The sequence below is a fragment of the Gillisia xinjiangensis genome, from assembly GCF_046298265.1.
GTDB classification, from domain to species: domain Bacteria; phylum Bacteroidota; class Bacteroidia; order Flavobacteriales; family Flavobacteriaceae; genus Gillisia; species Gillisia xinjiangensis.
The window spans coordinates 238,543-259,092 of the sequence record NZ_JBKAHK010000005.1; the positions used below are offsets into that span (position 1 = coordinate 238,543).

Here is a 20,550-nt window from a genome sequence, read left to right on the forward strand (position 1 = left end):
TGACTTAATCTAAGTTGATTGCTTTATACTTCCTGCATAATTTCTGAAAAAATCCTGAAAGAATTAAGCCTGCTTTGGTGATCAAAAATATGGGAGGCCACCATTACTTCATTTACCCCTGTTTTCTGAAGAAAATCTTCGGTTTGATGTTTTACTGTCTCCTTACTTCCAACGAAAGAATATTTCAACATGCGTTCAAATGCCGGGTTTTTGGATAGTTCCTGTAAGTCTGGCGTCATTTCGGTAGGTGACTGTAAGTAGTCAATTTTCCCGGTTAGAACTCCCAGCATCATCCGGATAAGCGATGTGGAAATAATTTTTGCTTCATTATCGGTTTCTGCCGCGATCACATTTATACAGGCAATAGTATATGGTTTTTCTAAAAATTTAGAAGGTTGAAAATTATTGTAGTAAATGTTAAGGGCTTCAAAAAGCTGGGTGGGAGCAAAATGACTCGCAAAAACATATGGCAATCCTTTTTTAGCCGCAAGGTGCGCGCTGTCTGTGCTGGAACCTAAAATGTAAATTGGAACATCAACTCCTTCGGCTATACCGGCTCTAACGTTGCTTTCGCTATTTTCAGGAGAAAAATATTTTTGAATTTCATCGATGTCATCGGGGAATTTATGAACAGCCTGCATCCTGTCCGATCGAATAGCATGTGCCGTTACCTGATCTGTACCCGGAGCTCTTCCAAGTCCGAGGTCAATCCTGTCCGGATAAAGGGATCCCAGGGTTCCAAATTGTTCGGCGACAATTAAAGGGGAGTGGTTGGGAAGCATAATCCCGCCGGAACCCACGCTTATTTTTTTTGTTCCTCCTGCGATATATCCAATTAGCACAGAGGTGGCTGAACTGGCAATACTTATCATATTGTGGTGTTCTGCCAGCCAGAAACGTTTATAACCTAAACCCTCTGCTTTTTGGGCCAGATCCAGGCTGTTTTTAAAAGTTTTTCCCGGGGTAATTCCTTTGGAAATAGTTGCTAATTCTAATATGGAAAAGGGAATGTTTTTTTGTTGCATTTTGAAATTTAAATATTGAATTGTGGGAATAGTAATTTAGTCAAATTTGAAATGGTTGGTCTAAGGATGTACCCGAAACTTTCACGGTTAAATTGAAAGTGATAAATGAAAGCTAATTCAAAAAGGATCATAGCGTAAAAGGCCTTAAATTATACTTTAAAAATTAGAATATTTTTTGCCTGAAACAGGTTGTCAAATAATTAAATAACTTTTCAGTTCTATTTGAGAATTTTTAAATTCTGATCGATTATTCTGCTAAATTTGATAATCTTAAAATCGCTATATGAACAAAATAATTGTTGTTAATCATCCTGAAAAGTGGCAGCTTCCGGTTGAAAATATTAGCATTATTTCCGCTCAGGATTATCTTACAAATCCTGAATTCGCCAAGCTGAAAAATGCCAGGATTTTTAATTTGTGTAAGGATTATTCTTATCAGTCCAAGGGTTATTACGTTTCGCTTTTAGCCGAAGCACGGGGTCATATAGCAATACCTACCGTAATGAACATCGTGGATCTTCGGGAACCAAAATTGGTAAAGATAGTTTCTGAAGAATTTGATGATCTTATTCAAAACAGTTTAAAAAATCTAAAATCCCAGGAATTTACGCTGAGTATTTACTTCGGACAGAATGTTGCCCAAAAATATAAAGAGCTAAGCGCCATGTTTTACAGGCATTTTCAAATTCCATTTTTAAGGGTTAAATTTAATTTCACCACAAAATGGAATATAAAAAGTGTTCGGGCTATTTCAGAATCTGAAATTCCGGCAGAGCATAAAGAAAGTATGTATCATTTTGCAGCGCAGTATTTTGCTAAAAAACGTTATGACACCCCAAAGTCACATCAGGCAGATTATGATCTTGCAATCCTCGTTCAGCCTAATGATCCTGCGCCTCCAAGCAACCCAAAAGCGATCAAGAAATTTATAGAATTGGCAGAAAAAATGAACTTTTATGTGGAGGTGATCTCCCCAAAAGACCTTTCCCGACTTTCTGCATTCGACGCACTTTTTATCCGGCAAAGTACCGAAGTGAATAATGAAGCCTATTCTTTTGCCCGTAAAGCCCAACAGGAAGGTATCGCCTTGGTGGATTATCCGGATGCGATCCTTAAATGCTGTAATAAGGTTTATATGGCTGAAGCCCTGGAAAACGCAAATATTCCTACTCCTAAAACCATTATTGTCCATAAGGATAATAAAAATGATGTTTTAAAAGTGACAGGATTACCTTGTGTGCTCAAATCTCCTGATTCTACCTTTTCCTTCGGGGTAAAAAAAGCCAATACCGAAGAGGAGTTTCAGGAATTGGTGAATTTTATGCTAAAAAAATCTGATTTGATAATCGCCCAGGAATACACTTTTTCAGAATATGACTGGCGAATAGGGATCCTGGATGACGTACCTATTTTTGCCTGCAGGTATTTTATGGCAAAAGGGCATTGGCAGATCTATAACTGGGATGCTTCCAAAAAAGACGATCAGGATGGAAATGCAGATTGTTTCCCCATTGAAAAAGTTCCGGATAAAATTCTAAATGCAGCATTAAAGTCGGCTAAACTTATGGGGAAAGGCTTGTATGGGATAGATGTGAAGGAAGTAGATGGAAAACCATTGGTTATTGAGATCAATGATAATCCCAATATAGATTTTGGGGTTGAAGATTTGTATTATGGAGACCAAATTTATATCGCAATTTTAACTGCATTGAAAAACCGCCTTGAAAGAAAATAAGTATGAGCTATCACCTTTTTGAAGTTTTCGGGATCGAACTGGAATATATGCTGGTAAATAAAACCAGCTTAAAAGTAACGCCTATTGTAGATGAGCTTTTGGTCGCCAAAGCAGGGGCGATCACTTCAGATGTTGATAATGGAAAGATAGGCTGGAGCAACGAGCTGGTGGCTCATGTAGTTGAAATAAAGACGAATGGCCCTACGGCAGATCTAGAAAATCTGGATTCGCTTTTTTCAGAAAATATCCGTGAGATAAATGATTTACTGGAGCCGCTGAATACTACTTTATGGCCTACCGCATCACACCCTCTAATGAATCCGGAAACGGAAATGAAATTATGGCAGCATAGCTATAGCAAGATTTATGCGCTCTATAACCGCATCTTCGATTGCCGCGGTCATGGGTGGAGCAATGTACAAAGTATGCATTTGAATTTGCCGTTTTACGATGACCTGGAATTTGGAAAACTACATGCAGCAATACGCATTTTACTGCCAATACTTCCTGCCCTATGTGCAAGTTCCCCAATATTTGAAGGAAAAAATACTGGCTTTAGAGATGCACGGATGCATGTTTATAAAACCAACCAGAAGGAAATTCCTGAAATGACCGGAAAAGTTATTCCAGAACAGGTTTTCAATAGAGAAGACTATTTCAAAAAGATTTTTGAGCCTATAAATAATGCCATCAAACCTCACGATACAGAAGGTATTCTGGATCATCATTTCCTGAATTCCCGCGGAGCCATTGCCAGGTTCGACAGAAATGCCATAGAAATTAGGGTTATGGATATTCAGGAATGTCCAAAAGCCGATATTGCTTTAGCTATTTTGGTTATTGAAGTTCTCAAACTTCTGGTAAGTCAGGAACTCGTTTCTTTTGAAGATCAAAAAACCTGGCAGGAAGATGACTTGTATGAGATTTTCAATGAGGTGATTCGGGATGCTGAAACCACTCTTATCACCAATGCTTCCTATCTTAATTTATTTGATGTGGACAAAAATTGTTCTGCAGGAAAGCTTTGGGGAATTTTGTACGAGCGGGTAAAGGATGGCATTTCTCAAAAACACCGGAATACGCTTGAGTTTATTCTGAAAAATGGAAGTTTGGCTACCCGGATTCTGAATTCTTTGGACGGCGATTTTTCTGAAGGAAAATTTCATAAACTATATTCCAATTTAGGAAAATGCTTACTGGAAAATAAGCTTTTTAAACCATGAAAATCCTGCTAACCTGTGAACATGGCGGGAATGAGATTCCGCTGGAATATCAGAAATATTTTAAAAATGCCGGTAATGTTCTCAATTCTCATCGCGGATATGATCCCAGTGCCCTGAATCTCTTTTGTTTCCTTAAAGACCTGGCAGATGTTGGTCATTACAGTACGACAAGCCGCTTACTCATAGAACTCAACCGCTCGTTACATCATCCCAAGTTATTTTCAGAATTCACTAAAAACATTTCTTCAGAAGAAAAAAACAGCCTTGTAGACCTGTTTTATCTTCCGTATCGAAATTCAGTTGAAGCTTGGATCTCTGAAATTCTGGAGAAAGGGGAGAAGGTGATTCATGTTTCAGTACATAGTTTTTCACCGGAAGTGGATGGAATTGTGCGGAATGCCGATGTTGGGTTGCTATTTGATCCTTCCAAGACAGAAGAGAAAAAATTCTGTAAAATTTTAAAAAAGCAACTTCTCCTTGCAAGACCTCAATTTAAGGTGCGATTTAATTATCCTTATTTGGGAAAAGCAGATGGGTTTACTACCTATTTGCGTAAAAAGTTCCCTCATAATTATGCAGGTATTGAACTGGAAATCAATCAAAACTTTTCAGATAAAAATCAAATGGATGTAGCACTAAAAGATGGGATATTTCTTGCCCTTAAAAATTCCTTAAAAATATAACACTCCCGACAGCATAAGATTGAGACCGTACGCTTCGAATTGATTTCCTTTGAAGTTAACCAATCTATTAATAGTAGATTAAATATAATCTTCCGAAAATGATAGGCACTTTGAATATGGCTTTTAAATAATTTTTATTGCTTGTTTAATACAGCCTCGACAGTTATTTCTGCTTTTAGCAGTTTGGAAATCGGGCAATTTTCTTTTGCTTTTTTCACCAAAGTGTCAAATGCATCCTTTTCAATATTGGGGACAGTTGCCTTGAGATTTAAATGGGATTTTGTTATAGCACCATCTTCAAACGTTATTTCGCAGGTTGTTTCAAGTCTTTCAGGACTAAAATCTTCTTCGGTTAAGTATGCAGATAATTGCATGGTGAAACATCCAGAATGCGCAGCACCTATAAGTTCTTCAGGATTTGTACCAATTCCATTTTCAAATCTGGTTTTGTAGGAATATTGTGCACTTTTTAAAACTCCGCTTTCGGTACTTATAATTCCCTGTCCTTCCTTGATTGTTCCGTTCCAAACGGCGGTTGCTTTTCTTTTCATTTTTTTTATTATAATAATTAAGGCTTATATCATTACAATGCAGCCAAAATAAAAGTACCAAAGATATCTAGGTAATTAAAATTTTTATAATAATATTAACCCATTGTTTTTAAACAAGTTAATTGGGATGAAGCAATCGCAACAACTATCAAATTTCGGGCATGTAAAAAGGCCGGAAATTACTTTCCGACCTTTTCTGAAAAAAGAACTTTAGGCTGTGTTAAACCTGTATTCTATAAATTTCTTATTTGATCTCAACCACTTCAAGATCAAAAACCAGATCTTTTCCTGCTAAAGGATGGTTGCCATCTACTACAATAGTGTCTTCTTTAACCTCAGAGACTACAAGATTCATTTCCTGTCCATCTGGAGTTTTGGAAACAAGACCCATTCCAACTTCTGGTTTGATCTCTTCGGGAAGTTGACTTTTTTCTACTTCCTGTACCAATTCTGCCCGTGGTTCACCATATGCCTCTTCTTTAGGAATATTAACCGTTTTTTTCTCGTTTATTTTCATATCGAGAAGGCCTTTTTCAAATCCCGGGATCAATTGACCCTGTCCTAAAGTGAACTCAATTGGTTCTTTTCCTTCAGAAGTGTCAAAAACCTGTCCGTCTGCAAGTTTTCCTGTGTAATGTACTTTTACTGTGTCGTTTTGTTTTACTTGACTCATAATATTGTTTTTCAATTTTAAAAACAGACCCTTTATCATTAATGATAACAGGACTCTTTTTTTAATTTTTACTCTGTTATAACCAGGTGTGCCAAAACCAAGCCAAAGTCCGGAGATTGAATGTGAAGACTGTTTTCAGGGATTTTGAAGTTAAATTAACCGGTTTTTTCAGAAGACAGCCGCAGTAATACTGGTCAATACCGATAATTCAGCCATAACTACCAATAAATTCACTTTTAAGAATTCGATATCTGAAAATTTGTCAGTTTTTGCATTTTTGTCATTTTTGAAGTCTGAGAAAGTAAAAATCAATCATGTTTTAAAAAATTATTTTAAGTGCTCCTAAAGTTTAAGGAAAATTTCATACTTTTTCCTTTTGTAAATTTTTAATCTCAAAACCTTATTATGTTAAGTAAAAAAAACACTACTCCAGCTTCCAGAAGAGATTTTATTAAAAAAACCGCCCTTGCAGCAACAGGTGTAATGATTATTCCACGGCACGTGATGGGTGGCCCTGGATTTTTGGCTCCCAGTGACCGGTTGATTATAGCAGGAATAGGAGTAGGAGGGAAAGGGCAAAGCGATATTAACAGTTTTGCAGAATCAGGCAAAGCAGATATCGCGTTTCTATGTGATGTGGATGACAGAAGGGCTGCTGCTTCTATTGCGCGTTTCCCAAAAGCTAAATATTATAAGGACTATCGCGAGATGCTGGATAAAGAACACAAAAATTTTGATGCAGTCTCGATTTCCACACCAGATCATAATCACGCAGTACAAACTATGGCTGCGATGGAATTGGGAAAACATGTATATGTTCAAAAACCTTTAACACATGATATTTTTGAGGCAAGAGCACTTACCGATGCTGCTAAAAAATATAAAGTAGTTACCCAAATGGGAAACCAGGGCGCATCAGGAGACGGTGTAAGAAAATTAAGGGAATGGTTTAATGCAGGGCTTATAGGTGATGTAAATGAGGTGTATGTTTGGACAGACCGTCCGGTTTGGCCTCAGGGAATTCCGTGGCCGGAAAATGGCGCAACTATTCCGGAAGAATTGGACTGGAATTTATGGCTGGGAACTGCCCCACAAAAGAATTATATAGATGGGCTGGTACCCTTTAACTGGCGTGGCTGGTGGGATTACGGCACCGGAGCAATAGGCGATATGGGATGTCATTTGATAGAGGCCCCATACAGAGTCCTTGATTTAACATATCCCAAAGATGTACAGTGCAGTGTAGGAAGTGTTTATGTAGACGAATTTAAAAGAGGGTATTTTCCTGAAAGTTGTCCTCCCTCAAGTCATGTGATCATGACCTTCCCCGGAACTAAGAAATCTGCCGGAGATGTTACTTTGCATTGGATGGATGGCGGAATTAAGCCTAAGAGACCTGAAGAACTTGGGGCTAATGAAACTTTTGGTGATGGAGGAAACGGAGTCCTGTTTATAGGATCTAAAGGAAAAATGATGTGTGGAACTTATGGTGAAAATCCAAGATTACTTCCAACTACCAGGACAGAGGAAGTAAATATTCCGGAACAATTTGAACGCGTTCCCGGAGGTGCAGCTGGCCATTATGCACAATGGGTAGAAGGAGCTATTGCCGGATATGGCAAAAAAGAATTGAGCTCGCCATTCGAGATCGCAGGTCCTTTAACCGAAACTCTATTAATTGCCAATTTGGCAATTCGTGGGCAGGATATCAGGAACACCGGCACAAACCAACAGGGGAGAACAGTTTTTGAATATCCGGGAAGGGATATCAAAATGCTTTGGGATGCAGAAAATATGAGAGTTACCAATTTTGAAGAGGCCAACCAATTTGTGAAAAGGGAATATAGGGAAGGTTGGACCTTGTGATAAACAATCGATATCCAATTCGAGTGTATAAGCAGAAATACATTTTATGATAAAGCTCAATTCAAAAAAGTTTTCGCTAATTGGTATATTTCTTTATGCGATTTTTGGTTTTTCAGGCTGTGAATCAAATACAAAAACAAAGAAAATTCCGAAAGCAGCATGGCAGACCTTAAGGGTAAGCGCATCTGCCTATAACTCCACATCGGCGCAAACAGAAGGAAATCCTAAAATTACCGCCTGGGGAGACACTTTAAAACCAGGCATGAAAGTAATTGCCGTTTCCCGGGATTTAATACGTAAAGGACTTGATAATAATACCCCTGTTAGGATAGAAGGTTTGGAAGGGATATTTTTTGTTAAAGATAAAATGCATCATCGCTGGAAAAATAAAATCGATATTTATATGGGTGAGGATATTCAAAAAGCCAGGAATTGGGGCCGAAAACGGGTATTTATTCATTATTTGATCCTTCAGGACAGCGTTCTTTAAAAAACCATTTAAAATTTGTTGGTCTAAAAATTCAGAAAAGATAAAATGAGGAAACAAATTATTCAGGTTTTAATTGAACTCAAAAAAATTCTTCAGGAGAAGTTTCATCAATACAATGACCAATTGCCTTTTATGATCGCTATTTTTGCAGCGCTTATTTTAGTGATAGTAGGGATTAATGTATTTATAGATCTTACAGAAATTTTAAATAGCAAGTTAATTACCAGCCTCGACCGAAAAGTAACCGATTTTATAATTTCCTTTCGTTCTCCGCAACTTAATAAGGTGTTTCAATTTATTACAAATTTGGGAGATTTATATGGATATATAATATTAGCTGCATTCTGTGGGATTGGATTCTATTTGAAATTTAAAAACTGGCAGTATGTTCTGGAAATGTTATTTGTATTGATTATTGCAGGACTTTCCAATTTGGCTTTAAAACAAGTGATTAACCGGGCTCGTCCGGATGCTGCTCATTTGGTTGCGGTGGAGACTTTAAGTTACCCTAGTGGACATGCTATGAGTGCCATTGCATTTTATGGTTTTTTAATTTATTTATTCTATAATTTTAAAATGAATACCTTGCTTAAAACCGGAATAATATTAATTTTTAGCTTCCTAATTCTGGCAATTGGAGTTAGCAGGGTTTATTTGGGGGTTCATTATCCATCAGATATTGTTGGAGGTTTTATAGCCGGATTCATTTGGATTATCTTTTGTGTTATTTTATTTCAGGTGATGGATATTTTTCGAAGACGAAAGCGGTTAAGACACGAGTTAAATGATTAAGATATTCTCTTTTTTCATAAAAATTACCTTAAACCCTTTCTTGTATTTAAATAACTTTAAGATTCTGTTATAAAAATTCAGAGTTAATATTTTTAACTTTGATTCATTCAAATAAAATAATTGAAATGCAAATTAAAGATAGAGATGATAAAGAATCTGAAGATTATATTCTTCAGGATAATAAAAAGACCCGGTTTGGAGCCACCTTTATAATCATTGTTTTAATCATTCTTGCTACTCTTGTGGCGATGACAGGAGTTTACATGGACTACTGGTAGGATTAAATTGATCTTTTCAGGAAATTTTAATCTCATTTAGCAGTAAAAAGGCCTGGTTGATATACTCTTTTTCCAAAAATAATGCGAAATAATTTGAAGTGGAGATAATTTCAAAAACCGGTATTCCTTCATAGGCCAGCAACTTAAATATATAGAAATACAAGCCAACTGTTTTGGAACTGTTTTTTGGCAAGGCGATCGTGATGCTGGACAAATCGCTTTTTACCGAAACCAGATTTTCATTCCTAAAACACTCTGAAACCGTTTCCTTCAAATCTGAAGAGACCAGAATATTGCTTTCCTGATAGTTGCTGGAATAGTTCAAATAAACCTCCAGTTGATTTTTAACATGATTAAGCAATTCTGCCTGGCTCGCCATAATACTTTTAGAATTCAGGAAAGTATATTCTGTGATCCCGGAGCGCACAACGATGTCTCCCATATCCCGTAAATTCGTTTTTTTAGCTAAGTTTTTCTGGGGTGCATAACGCCTTAAGGACATTATTATAGAACCTTGTTTAACAGGTTTCCTTAATTCTTTCTCTATTTCCGGTTGTAAATGCGCAGCCAGGGAACTAAAGTTGATAAGGTCTTTTCCCAATGCATCATCCAGGAAGGGTTGATGCCTCAAAATATCGTTTACGCAGGAAGTAATGGTTTTCATTTGTTAAATAATATACATTTTGTACAAATGTATATAAAATATACGTTGTTTTTTATCTGCTGCAGCTATATGATTATTTATGCACTGTAAAAAGGATGAATATGAAGGTTTTAAAATTCGGGGGTACTTCTGTAGGTTCTGCGGAAAGTATTCAGAATGTAAAAAGTATAATTGCAAGCCAGGATGGCAGCAAGCTTATAGTGCTTTCGGCAATGTCCGGGGTAACAAATTACCTTGTTGAAATTTGTGATAATTTCCGAACAGGTAATTCTTCGGTCATAGCAGAAACTATTGAAAGTTTAAAGCAGAAACATTTTAATATTACAGATGAATTAATAACTTCTGAAAAAGAAAATCTTTCGGTTAAAAAGCATATTTCACTATTATTTGAGGGATTAACAAGGCTTACCCAGCAGGATTTTTCAGAAAGCATCGTTCCCCAGATTCTCACTTTTGGAGAAACCCTTATGACCTTTATTTTCTCTGAATTTTTGAAGGTTTCAGGAATGAAAACCTGTTTGCTGGATGCTAAAAAGTTCATGTATGTTTCAAATCTTGAAAATCCTGATACGGAAAAAGTAGGGCGTTTATTAGCTCCTTTTCTTAATACTACTAATGTAGATTTAACTTATATCACCCAGGGATTTGTTCGAATTGATAAGTTCAACAGGGTTAATACCCTAAACCGTGGGGGAAGTGATTTTACAGCTACCATTTTGGGAGCGGCACTATACGCCGAGGAAATTCAAATTTGGACAGATATAGATGGGTTTCACAATAATGACCCCAGATATGTTGAAAATACGCACCGGCTTTCTCATCTCACTTTTGAAGAAGCTGCAGAGCTTGCATATTTTGGCGCAAAAATTCTTCATCCACAAACGGTTTCACCAGTAATACACAGGAATATTCCTATTTTTCTAAAAAACACCTTTACTCCCGAAGCTCCCGGAACTAAAATATCTTCAGAAATAACCAATCGCGGACTTAAGGCAATTTCGGCAAAAGACGGTATTACCGCCATTAAAATTAAATCCAACAGAATGTTGATGGCGCATGGATTTCTAAAGAAAATTTTTGAGGTCTTTGATAAGCACGAAACAGCGATAGATATGATCACCACTTCTGAAATCGCGATTTCCCTTACAATAGACGATACCAGAAATCTTGATCCTATCCTGGAAGATCTTAAGGCGTATGGTGAGATTACCGTGGAAATGGATCACAGCATTATTTGTGTTGTTGGGGAAGGTTTGATAGAGGATAAAGAAACGTACCGGTTATTTGAGATTTTAAATGATATTCCAGTGAGAATGATCTCTTACGGCGGGAGTATTAACAATGTTTCCCTTTTGGTAGCAACAAAAAATAAAATCCCTGCATTGCAGGCGCTGCATAAAAATTTGTTCCAGGTACAAGATCGCCTGGTAGCCTATTGAGTATAATATGGTTTAAACCTTTTGTTTATTTGTTTGTTTGTTAGGATCACTTCTTGCCACCAAGAAGTGATCTTTTTTATAGGGTAATTTTACTGATAAATTTAAAATTCTTCAGATTTTTTTAGATTCAAAAGCTCGTTTTTAACCTCGATGTATCTGGATAAATAGTAGGTGCTTTTAACCCGATGATGCAGTAACATAGCACCGGTGAAATTTTCCATTCTGTGTTGCTTAAGGTTCTTCTTAAGATCTGCTAAACGGTTATGAAATACGTTGTGAAATTCAGCGCTGGAAAACCTGTAATCAAGGATCTTAAAACCGTTTTCCTGTGCTTGTTTCCATGGTGTTTTAGAGGTGTAAAGTTCTACTGCACATGCAGCAAATCCTTCAGGACTATCTTCAATAAATCCATTCCAGTCAAGGCTTCCCGGTATTCCCTCGGCACCTACAGAAGTGGTGATATTTGGAGTGCCGCATTGCATGGCTTCAATGAGTTTACCTTTTAACCCGGCACCAAATCTTAAAGGAGCCAGGCTTATTCGTGCTTTTTTAACTATTTCTGCGGCATCTTTTGCCCAACCCTGGATAAGGAATCCATTTTTTGGGTCATGCAGCTGGGTGATCTTTGCAGCGGGATAAGCTCCATAAATATGCATCTGTACATCGGGCAGTTTTTTCCGGATAATGGGCCATATTTCTCTTTTAAGGTGCATAATTGCATCTGCGTTGGGTGCATGCCTGAAATTCCCAATACTTACAAAATGCTCCCGCTCCTCAAATTTGGGCAAAAAAGCAATTTCTTCTGAAGTGATTTTCTTAATAAGAAACGGGAGGTATAGCAACAGATTTTCTGGGATATTAAAATCATCATTCAGTAGTTTTTTTTCAACTTCTGAAATGATCAAACTTAGATCACATCGGTAGATACTTGCGATCTCTCTTTTAGCCAGTTCTGATTCTTTTGTCGATAAGGGATTTTTACCAATGAATTCCAGTTCCCGGAAATTTCTTAAAAAATGAAGATCTTCAGTATCCAGTATTTTTAGGGCATCCGGACAAATAGCATGCACTCGCCATCCAAACTGTTCCTCCATCATAAACCTGTCAAAAACCACCATTTGTGGCTGAAGATCTTTTAGAAACACGTCAAAACTTGAATCGTTCAATTTAATCGGTATAATCGAAATATTTAAGGATTCAAGATTTGCCCTGTGAATAGATTCTGAGGCTGTTGTTGCAAAGGTGACGGAAAACCCTTCAGAAATGAAAAATTCCAGGAGCTGCATCATCCTGGAGCCCGCAGCGGTGGAATTTGGTTCTGGCCAAACATAACCTATCACTAATACTGGTGTCATATATAGATTCTTATTGTTTTTTATTGTCTCCCGATAGCCCGGGAGTAATTAGCATAAATCTTCATAGATCTTTTTATCGTAGCAGTTATGCTCATTTCCTATTTTTATATCATTGTTAAGAGGGGGTCATATGTAACATCCATATAATATTAGCCTCTGTATCGATACCCAGTTATGAATATTTTATCTAAATATTTTTTCAAAAATACCTGAATTTCACCAAACAAGAGGCCGGTTTAAAAACTCCCTGCCAGGAGGAGGGATCCGGTAATCCAAAGAGCCAGGGAAATCACGCCACCTATGATAAAAAAATGTCGAAATCTATAGATTCCCATTCCGTAAATAATGGTGTTTGTTTGATATCCTATCGGAGTGAAAAAACTAAAATTGGAGGCAAACAAAACCGCCAGTATAAATGGTTTTGGATCCAGCTTCATAGATAAGGCAATGGTAATTGCAATAGGAGCAATGATAATTGCTGTGGCATTATTTGACACAAATCCACTTAGGATCATGGTAATGAGGAAAAGTATTCCAATAATCACGGTTTCTGTTTGATCCTGAAAAATAACCAGTAAATGATTGGCAATCCATACATCGGCACCCGTATTGCTCATAGCTACTCCCAGAGGGATCATTCCTGCCAATAAAAAGATGATTTGCCAATTCACCTGGGAATAGATTTTCCCAAGATCTATACATTTTAAGAATATCATAAGAAAGCACCCAATAAGTGCGCTTTTTAGAATAGGAAAAATAGAAAATGCCGATAACCCAATCACCAGCAGCAGGATTGCAAAAGAGATTGTTCGCTTGGACTTTTTTACAGGTCTAATTTCCTTATGGACCTGCAGTATTGTTACATTTTCAACTTTGCTTAATTCCTCGAGAACACTTTCTGAAACTTCCACCAATAGCCGGTCTCCAACCCTTAATTCTATTTGATCTCTCTTATTACCAAAAATCCTTGTATGAGGATTCCTTAAACTTCTTCTCTTTCTTATTGCCAATGGAATTGCACCACTTAAGTCCTGCCTTTTTAAAGATTTCAGACTTTTACCTATCAAAGGAGAATTGGGAAGCATAAGAATTTCAACTACCTGAATGTTCTCTTCCAGAGGCTCATCCTGAGTTATAGGAAAGGTTAGTTTTTTAGTATCTTTATTTTTAATTACAGTAAAATCTTTTAGATCTTTTAATTTAATGAGGTTTTCCAGATTACACCTCAGTAATAGTTGATCCCCTTCCTTTAACGGAATATACTTTCCCGGTTTGTCATTTATAATTCCATCCCGTTTTAACCGAAGAATTTCAACATCCTCATTATTAAAAAGAAAGGTTTCTCCAATGGGTTTCCCAATGATTAGTGCATTTTTATTGATAATTATTTTGGTTATGAATTCATCAAGGTTATAATCCTCATCAATGGTTGTTTTTTTTCCGGAAGGAAGGAAGTTATGCATTAAGGTTACAATTGCTATAGTTATAATCATGAAAATTACCCCATACCACGTAAATTCGAAAAATGTAAAACGTTCCAAACCACGGTTTACAGCGATAGCATTTACGATAAGGTTTGTAGAGGTGCCCATTAAGGTGCAACTACCACCAATGATAGCCGCAAATGAAACAGGCATTAAAAGTTTTGACATTGGAATATCATGCTTTGCAGAAAGCTCAGAGATTATTTTTACAAAAACTATCACTACAGCAGTAGTATTTATAAAGGCTGAAATTCCGCCTGCAATAATCATAAATACAGGGATCATTAAGAATACCGGAAGGTTTTTCAGTTTTTTTAATCCATCTGCAAGAAGATCAATCACCCCGTTATTCTCAAGGCCAATTGCTATTATCATCAGCGCCAAAACGGCAATAGTGGCAGGGCTGGAGAACCCGGAAATAGCTTCTTCGGGACTTACCAAATCAGTTACAAGTAAACTCACCAAAATGAAAAACGCGACCTTATCCACCGGGAATACTTCCAGTGCAAAGAAAATCATGGCCACGATTATAATGGCCAATAATATAAGGATATCCGATGTCATTTCTTAAAAGTAGGAAATAATTATCATCTTGCCAGGACTATAAATGAAGGTTTATAAAAGTCAACTAAAGAAATCAAATTGTCAACTCCTGGTTTTTAACCTTGATATTTTGCGTGCCTTTCCATTAACATGGTACAATTGAGATCTTTTCTGTTTTTCAAAACGGTTTTACCAAACCATGTATGATACTTCTGATTTTCGAGGAATTCCACATTAACGGCATACCAATCTTCGTCAGAATATGCTAAATTGAAATACTCTTCCCATTCCGCCCTAAGTCGTTCATTTTTGAAGATATAACTTTCCAGTCCTAAATGATAAAGGTCGGCGTCACAAATGATTTTTTCAGCCAGGGTTTGAGGATTTTGTGGCATTTTGGTTGCAAGAATACAGGAAGTAACAATATTTAATTTATCCTCGGGATACTCTTGCTCCTTTAAAAATTCCATCGCATATTTCACACTTTGCTCTTCGTGGTCTGCATAGGTTTGCGCCATTCCTGTATCGTGAAACAGTGCAGCAATTAAAATAGGCTCCAGATCTGATCCAAAAACTTCTTCATAATTCGCGATGGTTTTTACATATTCGTAAACATCCTTGGTGTGATCAACACTATGAAATGGCAAGGATTTACAACGTGTATTTTCCAAAAAATCTATGCAATGATCATAGGTTAAGGAAACAATGTTAGACCTGCTTAGTCTTTTTAGAAAATTGAAAGCCATGCTGGTTGTTTTATTAATCTTAGGTTTTTGAAAGGCATTTGGTAATTCGGAAATCAGCCTGATAACTCTCATTTTAATTGAAAATTAACCTGCTGTAAATTCGGTTGTAATTTACAAGAAATCATCAAATTTTTTGGTGATTTAAGATTTTTAACCTTTAATTATAACCCCGCTGTTTTTACCGTTGAACTTACTTTAATTGGCAGCAAAACAAGGTGTTTTTAGCTCAAAAAAATATATAAATAATTCTTAATATTTAACTGAACCGCAAATTTTTTCCTATTTTGAAATTGACTAAAATCAGGAGCAATGAGCAGAGGATTTGTAAAAGAAGATGACCAGGAGGAAGCGCCTTTTATTCCTCCAAGAGCAGCTCTACCAGCCGGAGTGATCAATTATGTTACTCCCGAAGGTTACCAGCAACTTAAAAACGAACGCGAAAGGCTTGAAGAAAAACTTTCTAAGCTTAATATCGAAAATGATAAGGAACGGAGGCATGCCAGGGCAACCTTTACCGGAAGTTTAAACTTGTTGAATGAAAGAATTGGGTCGGCCCGTATTTTAAAACCTTTGGAACAATCCAGGGACGAAGTTCGCTTTGGCGCAAAAGTCAGTTTTAAATTTATAGACGGAAAACAAAAAGGATCCACCCGGAAATTCCAGCTGGTTGGAGTAGATGAAGCAACTATTAAAGAGAATAAAATCGCATTTGTGGCGCCCATAGCAATCGCCCTTACGGGAAAAAAGATTGGAGAGATTACACAAGTTAATATGGGGGGAGAAATTCAGCAGCTGGAAATCCTTAAAATCGAGTATTCCTGAAGGTCAAATCTTATAAACTTGATAAAGATCAGCACTAAAAACACAAATTATTTAATGAATATTAAGGATCTCAACATCTTTTTCGTTTAATCTAAAAGTCTCCCCTTTCTTTTTACTTTCCAGTTCAGTATAAATAGGGGCTTCTGTGGATATCACATGAACTTTGCTTCCATCCTCCAAAACAATATCTCCCAGGGCTGTGGCGATAAAATAATAACTGTCTTTGGTTTCCACAACACTCCCAAATTGTACGTGCTCACTAAAATGTTCTCGGTCCACACTGCTAAGCTTTTCTTTCATTTTTTGGGCATTATCAAGGTATCTGGCATATTTTTCAAAATCACCCAGCAACTGGCCTTTGTTTCCTTCCTCATCATAATCTGTATGTACATCATTGGCTTCCATGGATTCCTTAACAGCATCCATGTTATCCCTGTATGCTTTTATTTTTTTATCTATTTCTTCAAGGCATTTTATGAAGAGCGTTTTCCGGTTCGGTATCATAGTATATTTTATTTTAAGGTTCCTTTCCTGTTTTAACTTAAAGGTACTTTTCTGGTTTCGGTTAAAAGAAGATTTTGCAAATTTTTAATAATTAGCTGTATTTTTGAAAAATCACTTTATAGGTCTATGGAATTATAAAATATAATTATAAGTCCATAGGCTTATAAAGTATAAATATAAGTCTACAGACTAATTTTATTATTTTATAAGGTTTTAGACTAATATAATTTATTATATTTGAAATATGGTAGCAGTATTAACGGCAGATCTTGTGGATTCTTCCTTATATAAAGAGGAGATTTTGGAAAAAGTTTTAAACTCTTTAAAAGTAGAATTTGAAACCTTAACCCTTGAGTATGGGGAACAAAACATACGTTTCAAAATTTACAGGGGAGATAGTTTTCAGGGAGTGGTACATCAGCCAGAGGAAGCATTAAAAATAGCCATTCAAATAAAGGCTGCCATAAACCGGATCCATTTAAAAGAAACCAGAAAAAACAAGGCGTATTCAAAAATAGCCGATTTCAAAATAGCAATTGGAATAGGAATGCAGGAACTTGAGCGGGAAGCAATTGAGGAATCCAATGGTCAGGCTTTTCAATTTTCAGGCCGAACCCTGGATGAAATGAAAACGGAGAACAGAAAGACCCGTTTAAAAACAATAGATGGAAACATCAATCAGGAATTTAATACAGCTTTTCTTCTTTTAGACACTATTACCGATAAATGGAGCACCGCTTCCGCTGAAGTTGTTTATTATTTGCTAAGAGGGTTAAAAGAACGGGAAGTAGCCGAAATCCTAGAGATTAGTCAATCTGCTGTAAACCAGCGCAAAAAAGCCGCCGGATGGGAAGCAGTTTCGGGATTGTTACAAAGGTATCATCAAGTAATAAAAACTCATTTTAATGGACACTAATTTTCTTGTTTTATTACAGCTTTTACTGGCACACATCCTTACAGATTTTGTGCTCCAGCCATCCCGTTGGATTCAACATAAACAAAAACACCGTGGAAAGTCCCTTTATCTCGTCCTTCACGCTTTAATCGCCGGAATACTTACCTATTTGTTCCTGCAGGAATTAAAATGGTGGTATGTAGCCTTATTTATAAGTATCACACACTACCTTATAGATCTATGGAAGGTGAACCTGGCAAATGATAATCTAAAATCCTTTTTACTGGATCAATTATTTCACCTAATCATTATTTTGGTAGCCTGGTTATATTTAATTCAGGGATTTGGAATGATATTTCCAGTGCTCAGTGGGATGATTAATTCCCCATTTTTTCTATTGATAATAGGAGCATATCTAATAGTGATATTCCCGGTTGGATTTTTAATAGGAAAAGCCACAAAACGCTGGCATACCCAGATTGAACCTTCCAATCAAAATAACAGCCTGGAAGCAGCAGGAAGATATATAGGGGTTTTTGAGCGCATCCTGGTACTTACTTTTATACTTACTAATAATTTTTCAGCAATAGGATTTCTTATCGCCGCAAAATCTATCTTAAGATTCAGTGATAAATCTGAAACCGGGGCCCGAAAACAAACCGAATATGTGCTTATAGGAACACTTATGAGCTTTGCAATAACAATACTCCTGGGGTTTTTAGTACGCCATTTCATTTTCCAATAACTGAATATTGCCGAACATTCGTTCTTTTACAATATTCATCATTCGTTTGTTCAATGCTGAAGAATTTTCAACATAAACAAGATATTCTTCAATAGAAAACTGACCAATGATGATTCCTTTCAGGCTATTCCTGAATTTTATATCCTTTTGAATCGCATTTTCCACAAACATCAATTTTTTCTCTATTGAAAATGCGTGAAATGCATTTTTATGTTTTTTGATATAATTTTTGAATACTTCTATCAAAAGATCATTTTGAAGTTTGGCAACAGGACGAAGCGTTTTGTTTTGAAATTGCTCATCCCTGCTCATATCTTCTGAAACTTTAGCCGAAGGAATTTCGGGTCTTAGGCAAACTAAATCTTTATCTCGCTGGTTCATAACGTTGGGTTTTCTTAAATTTAAGTAATAATTCAGTCGATAATTAAAAGTCAGCTCACAACTTTTAAACCAATTATAAACATTTTTTTATAGCGTTAAAGTCGTCTTAATCGCCCGATGCCTTTATACTTATCTTTTTATCTTACAGAAAAATAGCAATTAAAGTATGATCATATCAAGAAACCCCTATACCGGTGAAGAAGTTGGACACCTTAAGGAATCGACTAAAACCGAAATAGATACAATCCTAGAGGAGGCCTCAAAAAGATTTAAAACCTGGAAAAAGACAGATTTTAAGCATCGTGCCGGGCTGATGAAAAATGCAGCTAAGGAATTGATTAGCAATAAACAGGAATATGCCGAAACGATTACAAAAGAAATGGGAAAACCAATTTCCCAGGCTATTGCAGAGGTTGAAAAATGCGCATGGGTTTGTGAATATTATGCCGAAAATGCAGAGAAACAGCTGACAGATGAAAGTGTGAAAACCGACGCACAAAAAAGCTATATTTCTTATGAACCTATTGGGGTTGTACTGGCGGTAATGCCCTGGAATTATCCTTTTTGGCAGGTATTCAGGTTTGCAGCCCCTGCACTAATGGCCGGAAATATTGGTGTTTTAAAACACGCCAGCAATGTGATGCAATCTGCAAACAACATTCAAAAAATTTTTGAAAAAGCCGGATTTCCAGAAGGATGTTTCCAGAATATTCCCGTGGGGAGTGATAAAGTGGAATCGATTATTCGCGATAAAAGGGTGAAGGCAGTAACGCTAACCGGAAGCAACGCGGCGGGTAGTGCAGTAGCATCGGTTGCTGGAGAAGAGATTAAGAAATCGGTTCTGGAATTGGGTGGAAGTAATGCGCTCGTTGTTTTTAAAGATGCAAATATTGAAGAAACGGTAAAAACCTGTATTCAGGCGCGTTTCCAAAATACAGGACAAAGTTGTATCGCCGGAAAACGGCTTATTCTGGACGAATCTATTGCCGATAAGTTTTTAGAACTATTTGTTCAACAGGCAGGAGAACTTAAAAGTGGCGATCCATTGGATGAAGCTACGTATATAGGCGTGATGGCCCGGGAAGATCTGGCAAAAGATTTGGAAGATCAGGTTCAGCAATCGGTGAAAGCAGGAGCCAAAATTATTTTAGGAGGAAAGCGAAAGGGAGCTTACTTTGAACCCACCATCATTACAGGAGTTACACCAGATATGCCTGTTTTTAAAGAAGAGACTTTTGGTCCGGTAATATCGGTAACTACTTTTAACGATGAAAAGGAAGCCATTCAGCTGGTAAATACCTCCAGTTTTGGATTAGGCGTTTCTGTTTTTACTCAAGATATTGAACATGTGGAAGGTTTGATACCGGAATTTGAAGACGGAGCGGTTTTTATAAACGAATTGGTAAAAAGTGATCCCAGGTTGCCCTTTGGAGGAACTAAAACGTCTGGATATGGTAGGGAACTTTCAATTCATGGAATTAGGGAATTTGTAAATATAAAAACGGTCTATTTCAAGTAATATTTTGAAGTTCAAAAAGAAAAGGTCTATATTCAATTCTTTGAAGAAAGTTCATCGGTCAAATCAAAAAGAGAAATTTCAATAATTTCCGGCCAAATACTACGGGCGGGTGCTGGGGATTTAAATCTCCTGGTAGG

Annotated in this window: 21 protein-coding genes; 12 read left to right on the top strand and 9 right to left on the bottom strand. The window is 36.8% G+C overall.

Annotated elements, in window-relative coordinates; translation table 11 throughout:
- Nucleotides 1-23 precede the first annotated feature (23 nt).
- Nucleotides 24-1,025, bottom strand: a complete 1,002-nt coding sequence (locus ACKGJN_RS10585) for an LLM class flavin-dependent oxidoreductase (RefSeq protein WP_409539465.1) — start codon at nucleotides 1,023-1,025, stop codon at nucleotides 24-26.
- Between the two features lie 283 nt (nucleotides 1,026-1,308).
- Between ACKGJN_RS10585 and ACKGJN_RS10590 the strand changes: the two genes are divergently transcribed.
- Genes ACKGJN_RS10590 through ACKGJN_RS10600 form a run of 3 tightly spaced genes read left to right on the top strand, consistent with a single transcriptional unit; the run spans nucleotide 1,309 to nucleotide 4,666 of the window.
- Nucleotides 1,309-2,760 (top strand): RimK family protein, encoded by a 1,452-nt coding sequence (locus ACKGJN_RS10590; protein ID WP_409539466.1) that lies wholly within the window; start codon nucleotides 1,309-1,311, stop codon nucleotides 2,758-2,760.
- A 2-nt stretch (nucleotides 2,761-2,762) separates the two neighbouring features.
- Nucleotides 2,763-3,983 carry a carboxylate-amine ligase gene (locus ACKGJN_RS10595; protein ID WP_409539467.1) on the top strand — a complete coding sequence of 407 codons (1,221 nt, stop codon included), beginning with the start codon at nucleotides 2,763-2,765 and terminating at the stop codon, nucleotides 3,981-3,983.
- Nucleotides 3,980-4,666, top strand: coding sequence for an N-formylglutamate amidohydrolase (locus ACKGJN_RS10600; protein ID WP_409539468.1), 687 nt, complete (start codon nucleotides 3,980-3,982; stop codon nucleotides 4,664-4,666). The genes ACKGJN_RS10595 and ACKGJN_RS10600 overlap by 4 nt, the downstream gene beginning before the upstream one ends.
- A gap of 134 nt (nucleotides 4,667-4,800) precedes the next feature.
- On the opposite strand, the gene ACKGJN_RS10605 is transcribed toward ACKGJN_RS10600, so the two are convergent.
- A complete protein-coding gene (locus ACKGJN_RS10605; RefSeq protein WP_409539469.1) occupies nucleotides 4,801-5,217 on the bottom strand; it encodes an OsmC family protein in 417 nt (138 codons plus the stop codon).
- A 244-nt stretch (nucleotides 5,218-5,461) separates the two neighbouring features.
- Complete coding sequence (locus ACKGJN_RS10610) at nucleotides 5,462-5,890, bottom strand: FKBP-type peptidyl-prolyl cis-trans isomerase (protein WP_409539470.1); 429 nt, start codon at nucleotides 5,888-5,890, stop codon at nucleotides 5,462-5,464.
- A 405-nt stretch (nucleotides 5,891-6,295) separates the two neighbouring features.
- On the opposite strand from ACKGJN_RS10610, the gene ACKGJN_RS10615 reads away from it, so the two are divergent.
- The 4 genes from ACKGJN_RS10615 (at nucleotide 6,296) to ACKGJN_RS10630 (ending at nucleotide 9,316) form a co-directional block, all read left to right on the top strand.
- Nucleotides 6,296-7,756, top strand: coding sequence for a Gfo/Idh/MocA family protein (locus ACKGJN_RS10615; protein ID WP_409539471.1), 1,461 nt, complete (start codon nucleotides 6,296-6,298; stop codon nucleotides 7,754-7,756).
- Nucleotides 7,757-7,802: 46 nt separating this feature from the next.
- Nucleotides 7,803-8,246 (top strand): 3D domain-containing protein, encoded by a 444-nt coding sequence (locus ACKGJN_RS10620; RefSeq protein WP_409539472.1) that lies wholly within the window; start codon nucleotides 7,803-7,805, stop codon nucleotides 8,244-8,246.
- 45 nt (nucleotides 8,247-8,291) lie between these two features.
- Nucleotides 8,292-9,038: a phosphatase PAP2 family protein gene (locus tag ACKGJN_RS10625; protein WP_409539473.1), complete on the top strand. Its 747-nt coding sequence runs from the start codon at nucleotides 8,292-8,294 to the stop codon at nucleotides 9,036-9,038.
- Between the two features lie 125 nt (nucleotides 9,039-9,163).
- Nucleotides 9,164-9,316, top strand: a complete 153-nt coding sequence (locus ACKGJN_RS10630; RefSeq protein ID WP_409539474.1) for a hypothetical protein — start codon at nucleotides 9,164-9,166, stop codon at nucleotides 9,314-9,316.
- A gap of 16 nt (nucleotides 9,317-9,332) precedes the next feature.
- Here ACKGJN_RS10630 and ACKGJN_RS10635 read toward each other — a convergent pair whose 3' ends face one another.
- Complete coding sequence (locus ACKGJN_RS10635) at nucleotides 9,333-9,980, bottom strand: hypothetical protein (RefSeq protein WP_409539475.1); 648 nt, start codon at nucleotides 9,978-9,980, stop codon at nucleotides 9,333-9,335.
- Nucleotides 9,981-10,081: 101 nt separating this feature from the next.
- Here ACKGJN_RS10635 and ACKGJN_RS10640 point away from each other — a divergent pair, with 101 nt between their 5' ends.
- On the top strand, nucleotides 10,082-11,419 hold the full coding sequence (locus ACKGJN_RS10640) for an aspartate kinase (protein WP_409539476.1): 1,338 nt from the start codon (nucleotides 10,082-10,084) through the stop codon (nucleotides 11,417-11,419).
- A 101-nt stretch (nucleotides 11,420-11,520) separates the two neighbouring features.
- On the opposite strand, the gene ACKGJN_RS10645 is transcribed toward ACKGJN_RS10640, so the two are convergent.
- The 3 genes from ACKGJN_RS10645 to ACKGJN_RS10655 all read right to left on the bottom strand — a co-directional run bounded on the left by ACKGJN_RS10645 (nucleotide 11,521) and on the right by ACKGJN_RS10655 (nucleotide 15,547).
- On the bottom strand, nucleotides 11,521-12,774 hold the full coding sequence (locus ACKGJN_RS10645; RefSeq protein WP_409539477.1) for a glycosyltransferase: 1,254 nt from the start codon (nucleotides 12,772-12,774) through the stop codon (nucleotides 11,521-11,523).
- A gap of 236 nt (nucleotides 12,775-13,010) precedes the next feature.
- On the bottom strand, nucleotides 13,011-14,822 hold the full coding sequence (locus tag ACKGJN_RS10650; RefSeq protein WP_409539478.1) for a sodium:proton antiporter: 1,812 nt from the start codon (nucleotides 14,820-14,822) through the stop codon (nucleotides 13,011-13,013).
- A 95-nt stretch (nucleotides 14,823-14,917) separates the two neighbouring features.
- Nucleotides 14,918-15,547 (bottom strand): HD domain-containing protein, encoded by a 630-nt coding sequence (locus ACKGJN_RS10655; protein ID WP_409539479.1) that lies wholly within the window; start codon nucleotides 15,545-15,547, stop codon nucleotides 14,918-14,920.
- A gap of 309 nt (nucleotides 15,548-15,856) precedes the next feature.
- Here ACKGJN_RS10655 and ACKGJN_RS10660 point away from each other — a divergent pair, with 309 nt between their 5' ends.
- Entirely contained in the window at nucleotides 15,857-16,369 is a 513-nt protein-coding gene (locus ACKGJN_RS10660; RefSeq protein ID WP_409539480.1) for a GreA/GreB family elongation factor, read from the top strand.
- A 51-nt stretch (nucleotides 16,370-16,420) separates the two neighbouring features.
- Here ACKGJN_RS10660 and ACKGJN_RS10665 read toward each other — a convergent pair whose 3' ends face one another.
- Complete coding sequence (locus tag ACKGJN_RS10665; RefSeq protein ID WP_409539481.1) at nucleotides 16,421-16,873, bottom strand: transcription elongation factor; 453 nt, start codon at nucleotides 16,871-16,873, stop codon at nucleotides 16,421-16,423.
- 244 nt (nucleotides 16,874-17,117) lie between these two features.
- Between ACKGJN_RS10665 and ACKGJN_RS10670 the strand changes: the two genes are divergently transcribed.
- Both ACKGJN_RS10670 and ACKGJN_RS10675 read left to right on the top strand, forming a co-directional pair.
- Nucleotides 17,118-17,789, top strand: coding sequence for a hypothetical protein (locus tag ACKGJN_RS10670; RefSeq protein ID WP_409539482.1), 672 nt, complete (start codon nucleotides 17,118-17,120; stop codon nucleotides 17,787-17,789).
- Nucleotides 17,779-18,513: a DUF3307 domain-containing protein gene (locus ACKGJN_RS10675; RefSeq protein WP_409539483.1), complete on the top strand. Its 735-nt coding sequence runs from the start codon at nucleotides 17,779-17,781 to the stop codon at nucleotides 18,511-18,513. Before ACKGJN_RS10670 ends, ACKGJN_RS10675 begins: the two co-directional genes overlap by 11 nt.
- On the opposite strand, the gene ACKGJN_RS10680 is transcribed toward ACKGJN_RS10675, so the two are convergent.
- Nucleotides 18,487-18,894 (bottom strand): glyoxalase, encoded by a 408-nt coding sequence (locus tag ACKGJN_RS10680; RefSeq protein WP_409539484.1) that lies wholly within the window; start codon nucleotides 18,892-18,894, stop codon nucleotides 18,487-18,489. The two genes, ACKGJN_RS10675 and ACKGJN_RS10680, sit on opposite strands and share 27 nt — an antisense overlap.
- Nucleotides 18,895-19,060: 166 nt before the next feature.
- On the opposite strand from ACKGJN_RS10680, the gene ACKGJN_RS10685 reads away from it, so the two are divergent.
- Entirely contained in the window at nucleotides 19,061-20,413 is a 1,353-nt protein-coding gene (locus ACKGJN_RS10685) for an NAD-dependent succinate-semialdehyde dehydrogenase (protein ID WP_409539485.1), read from the top strand.
- The last annotated feature ends 137 nt before the right edge of the window (nucleotides 20,414-20,550 follow it).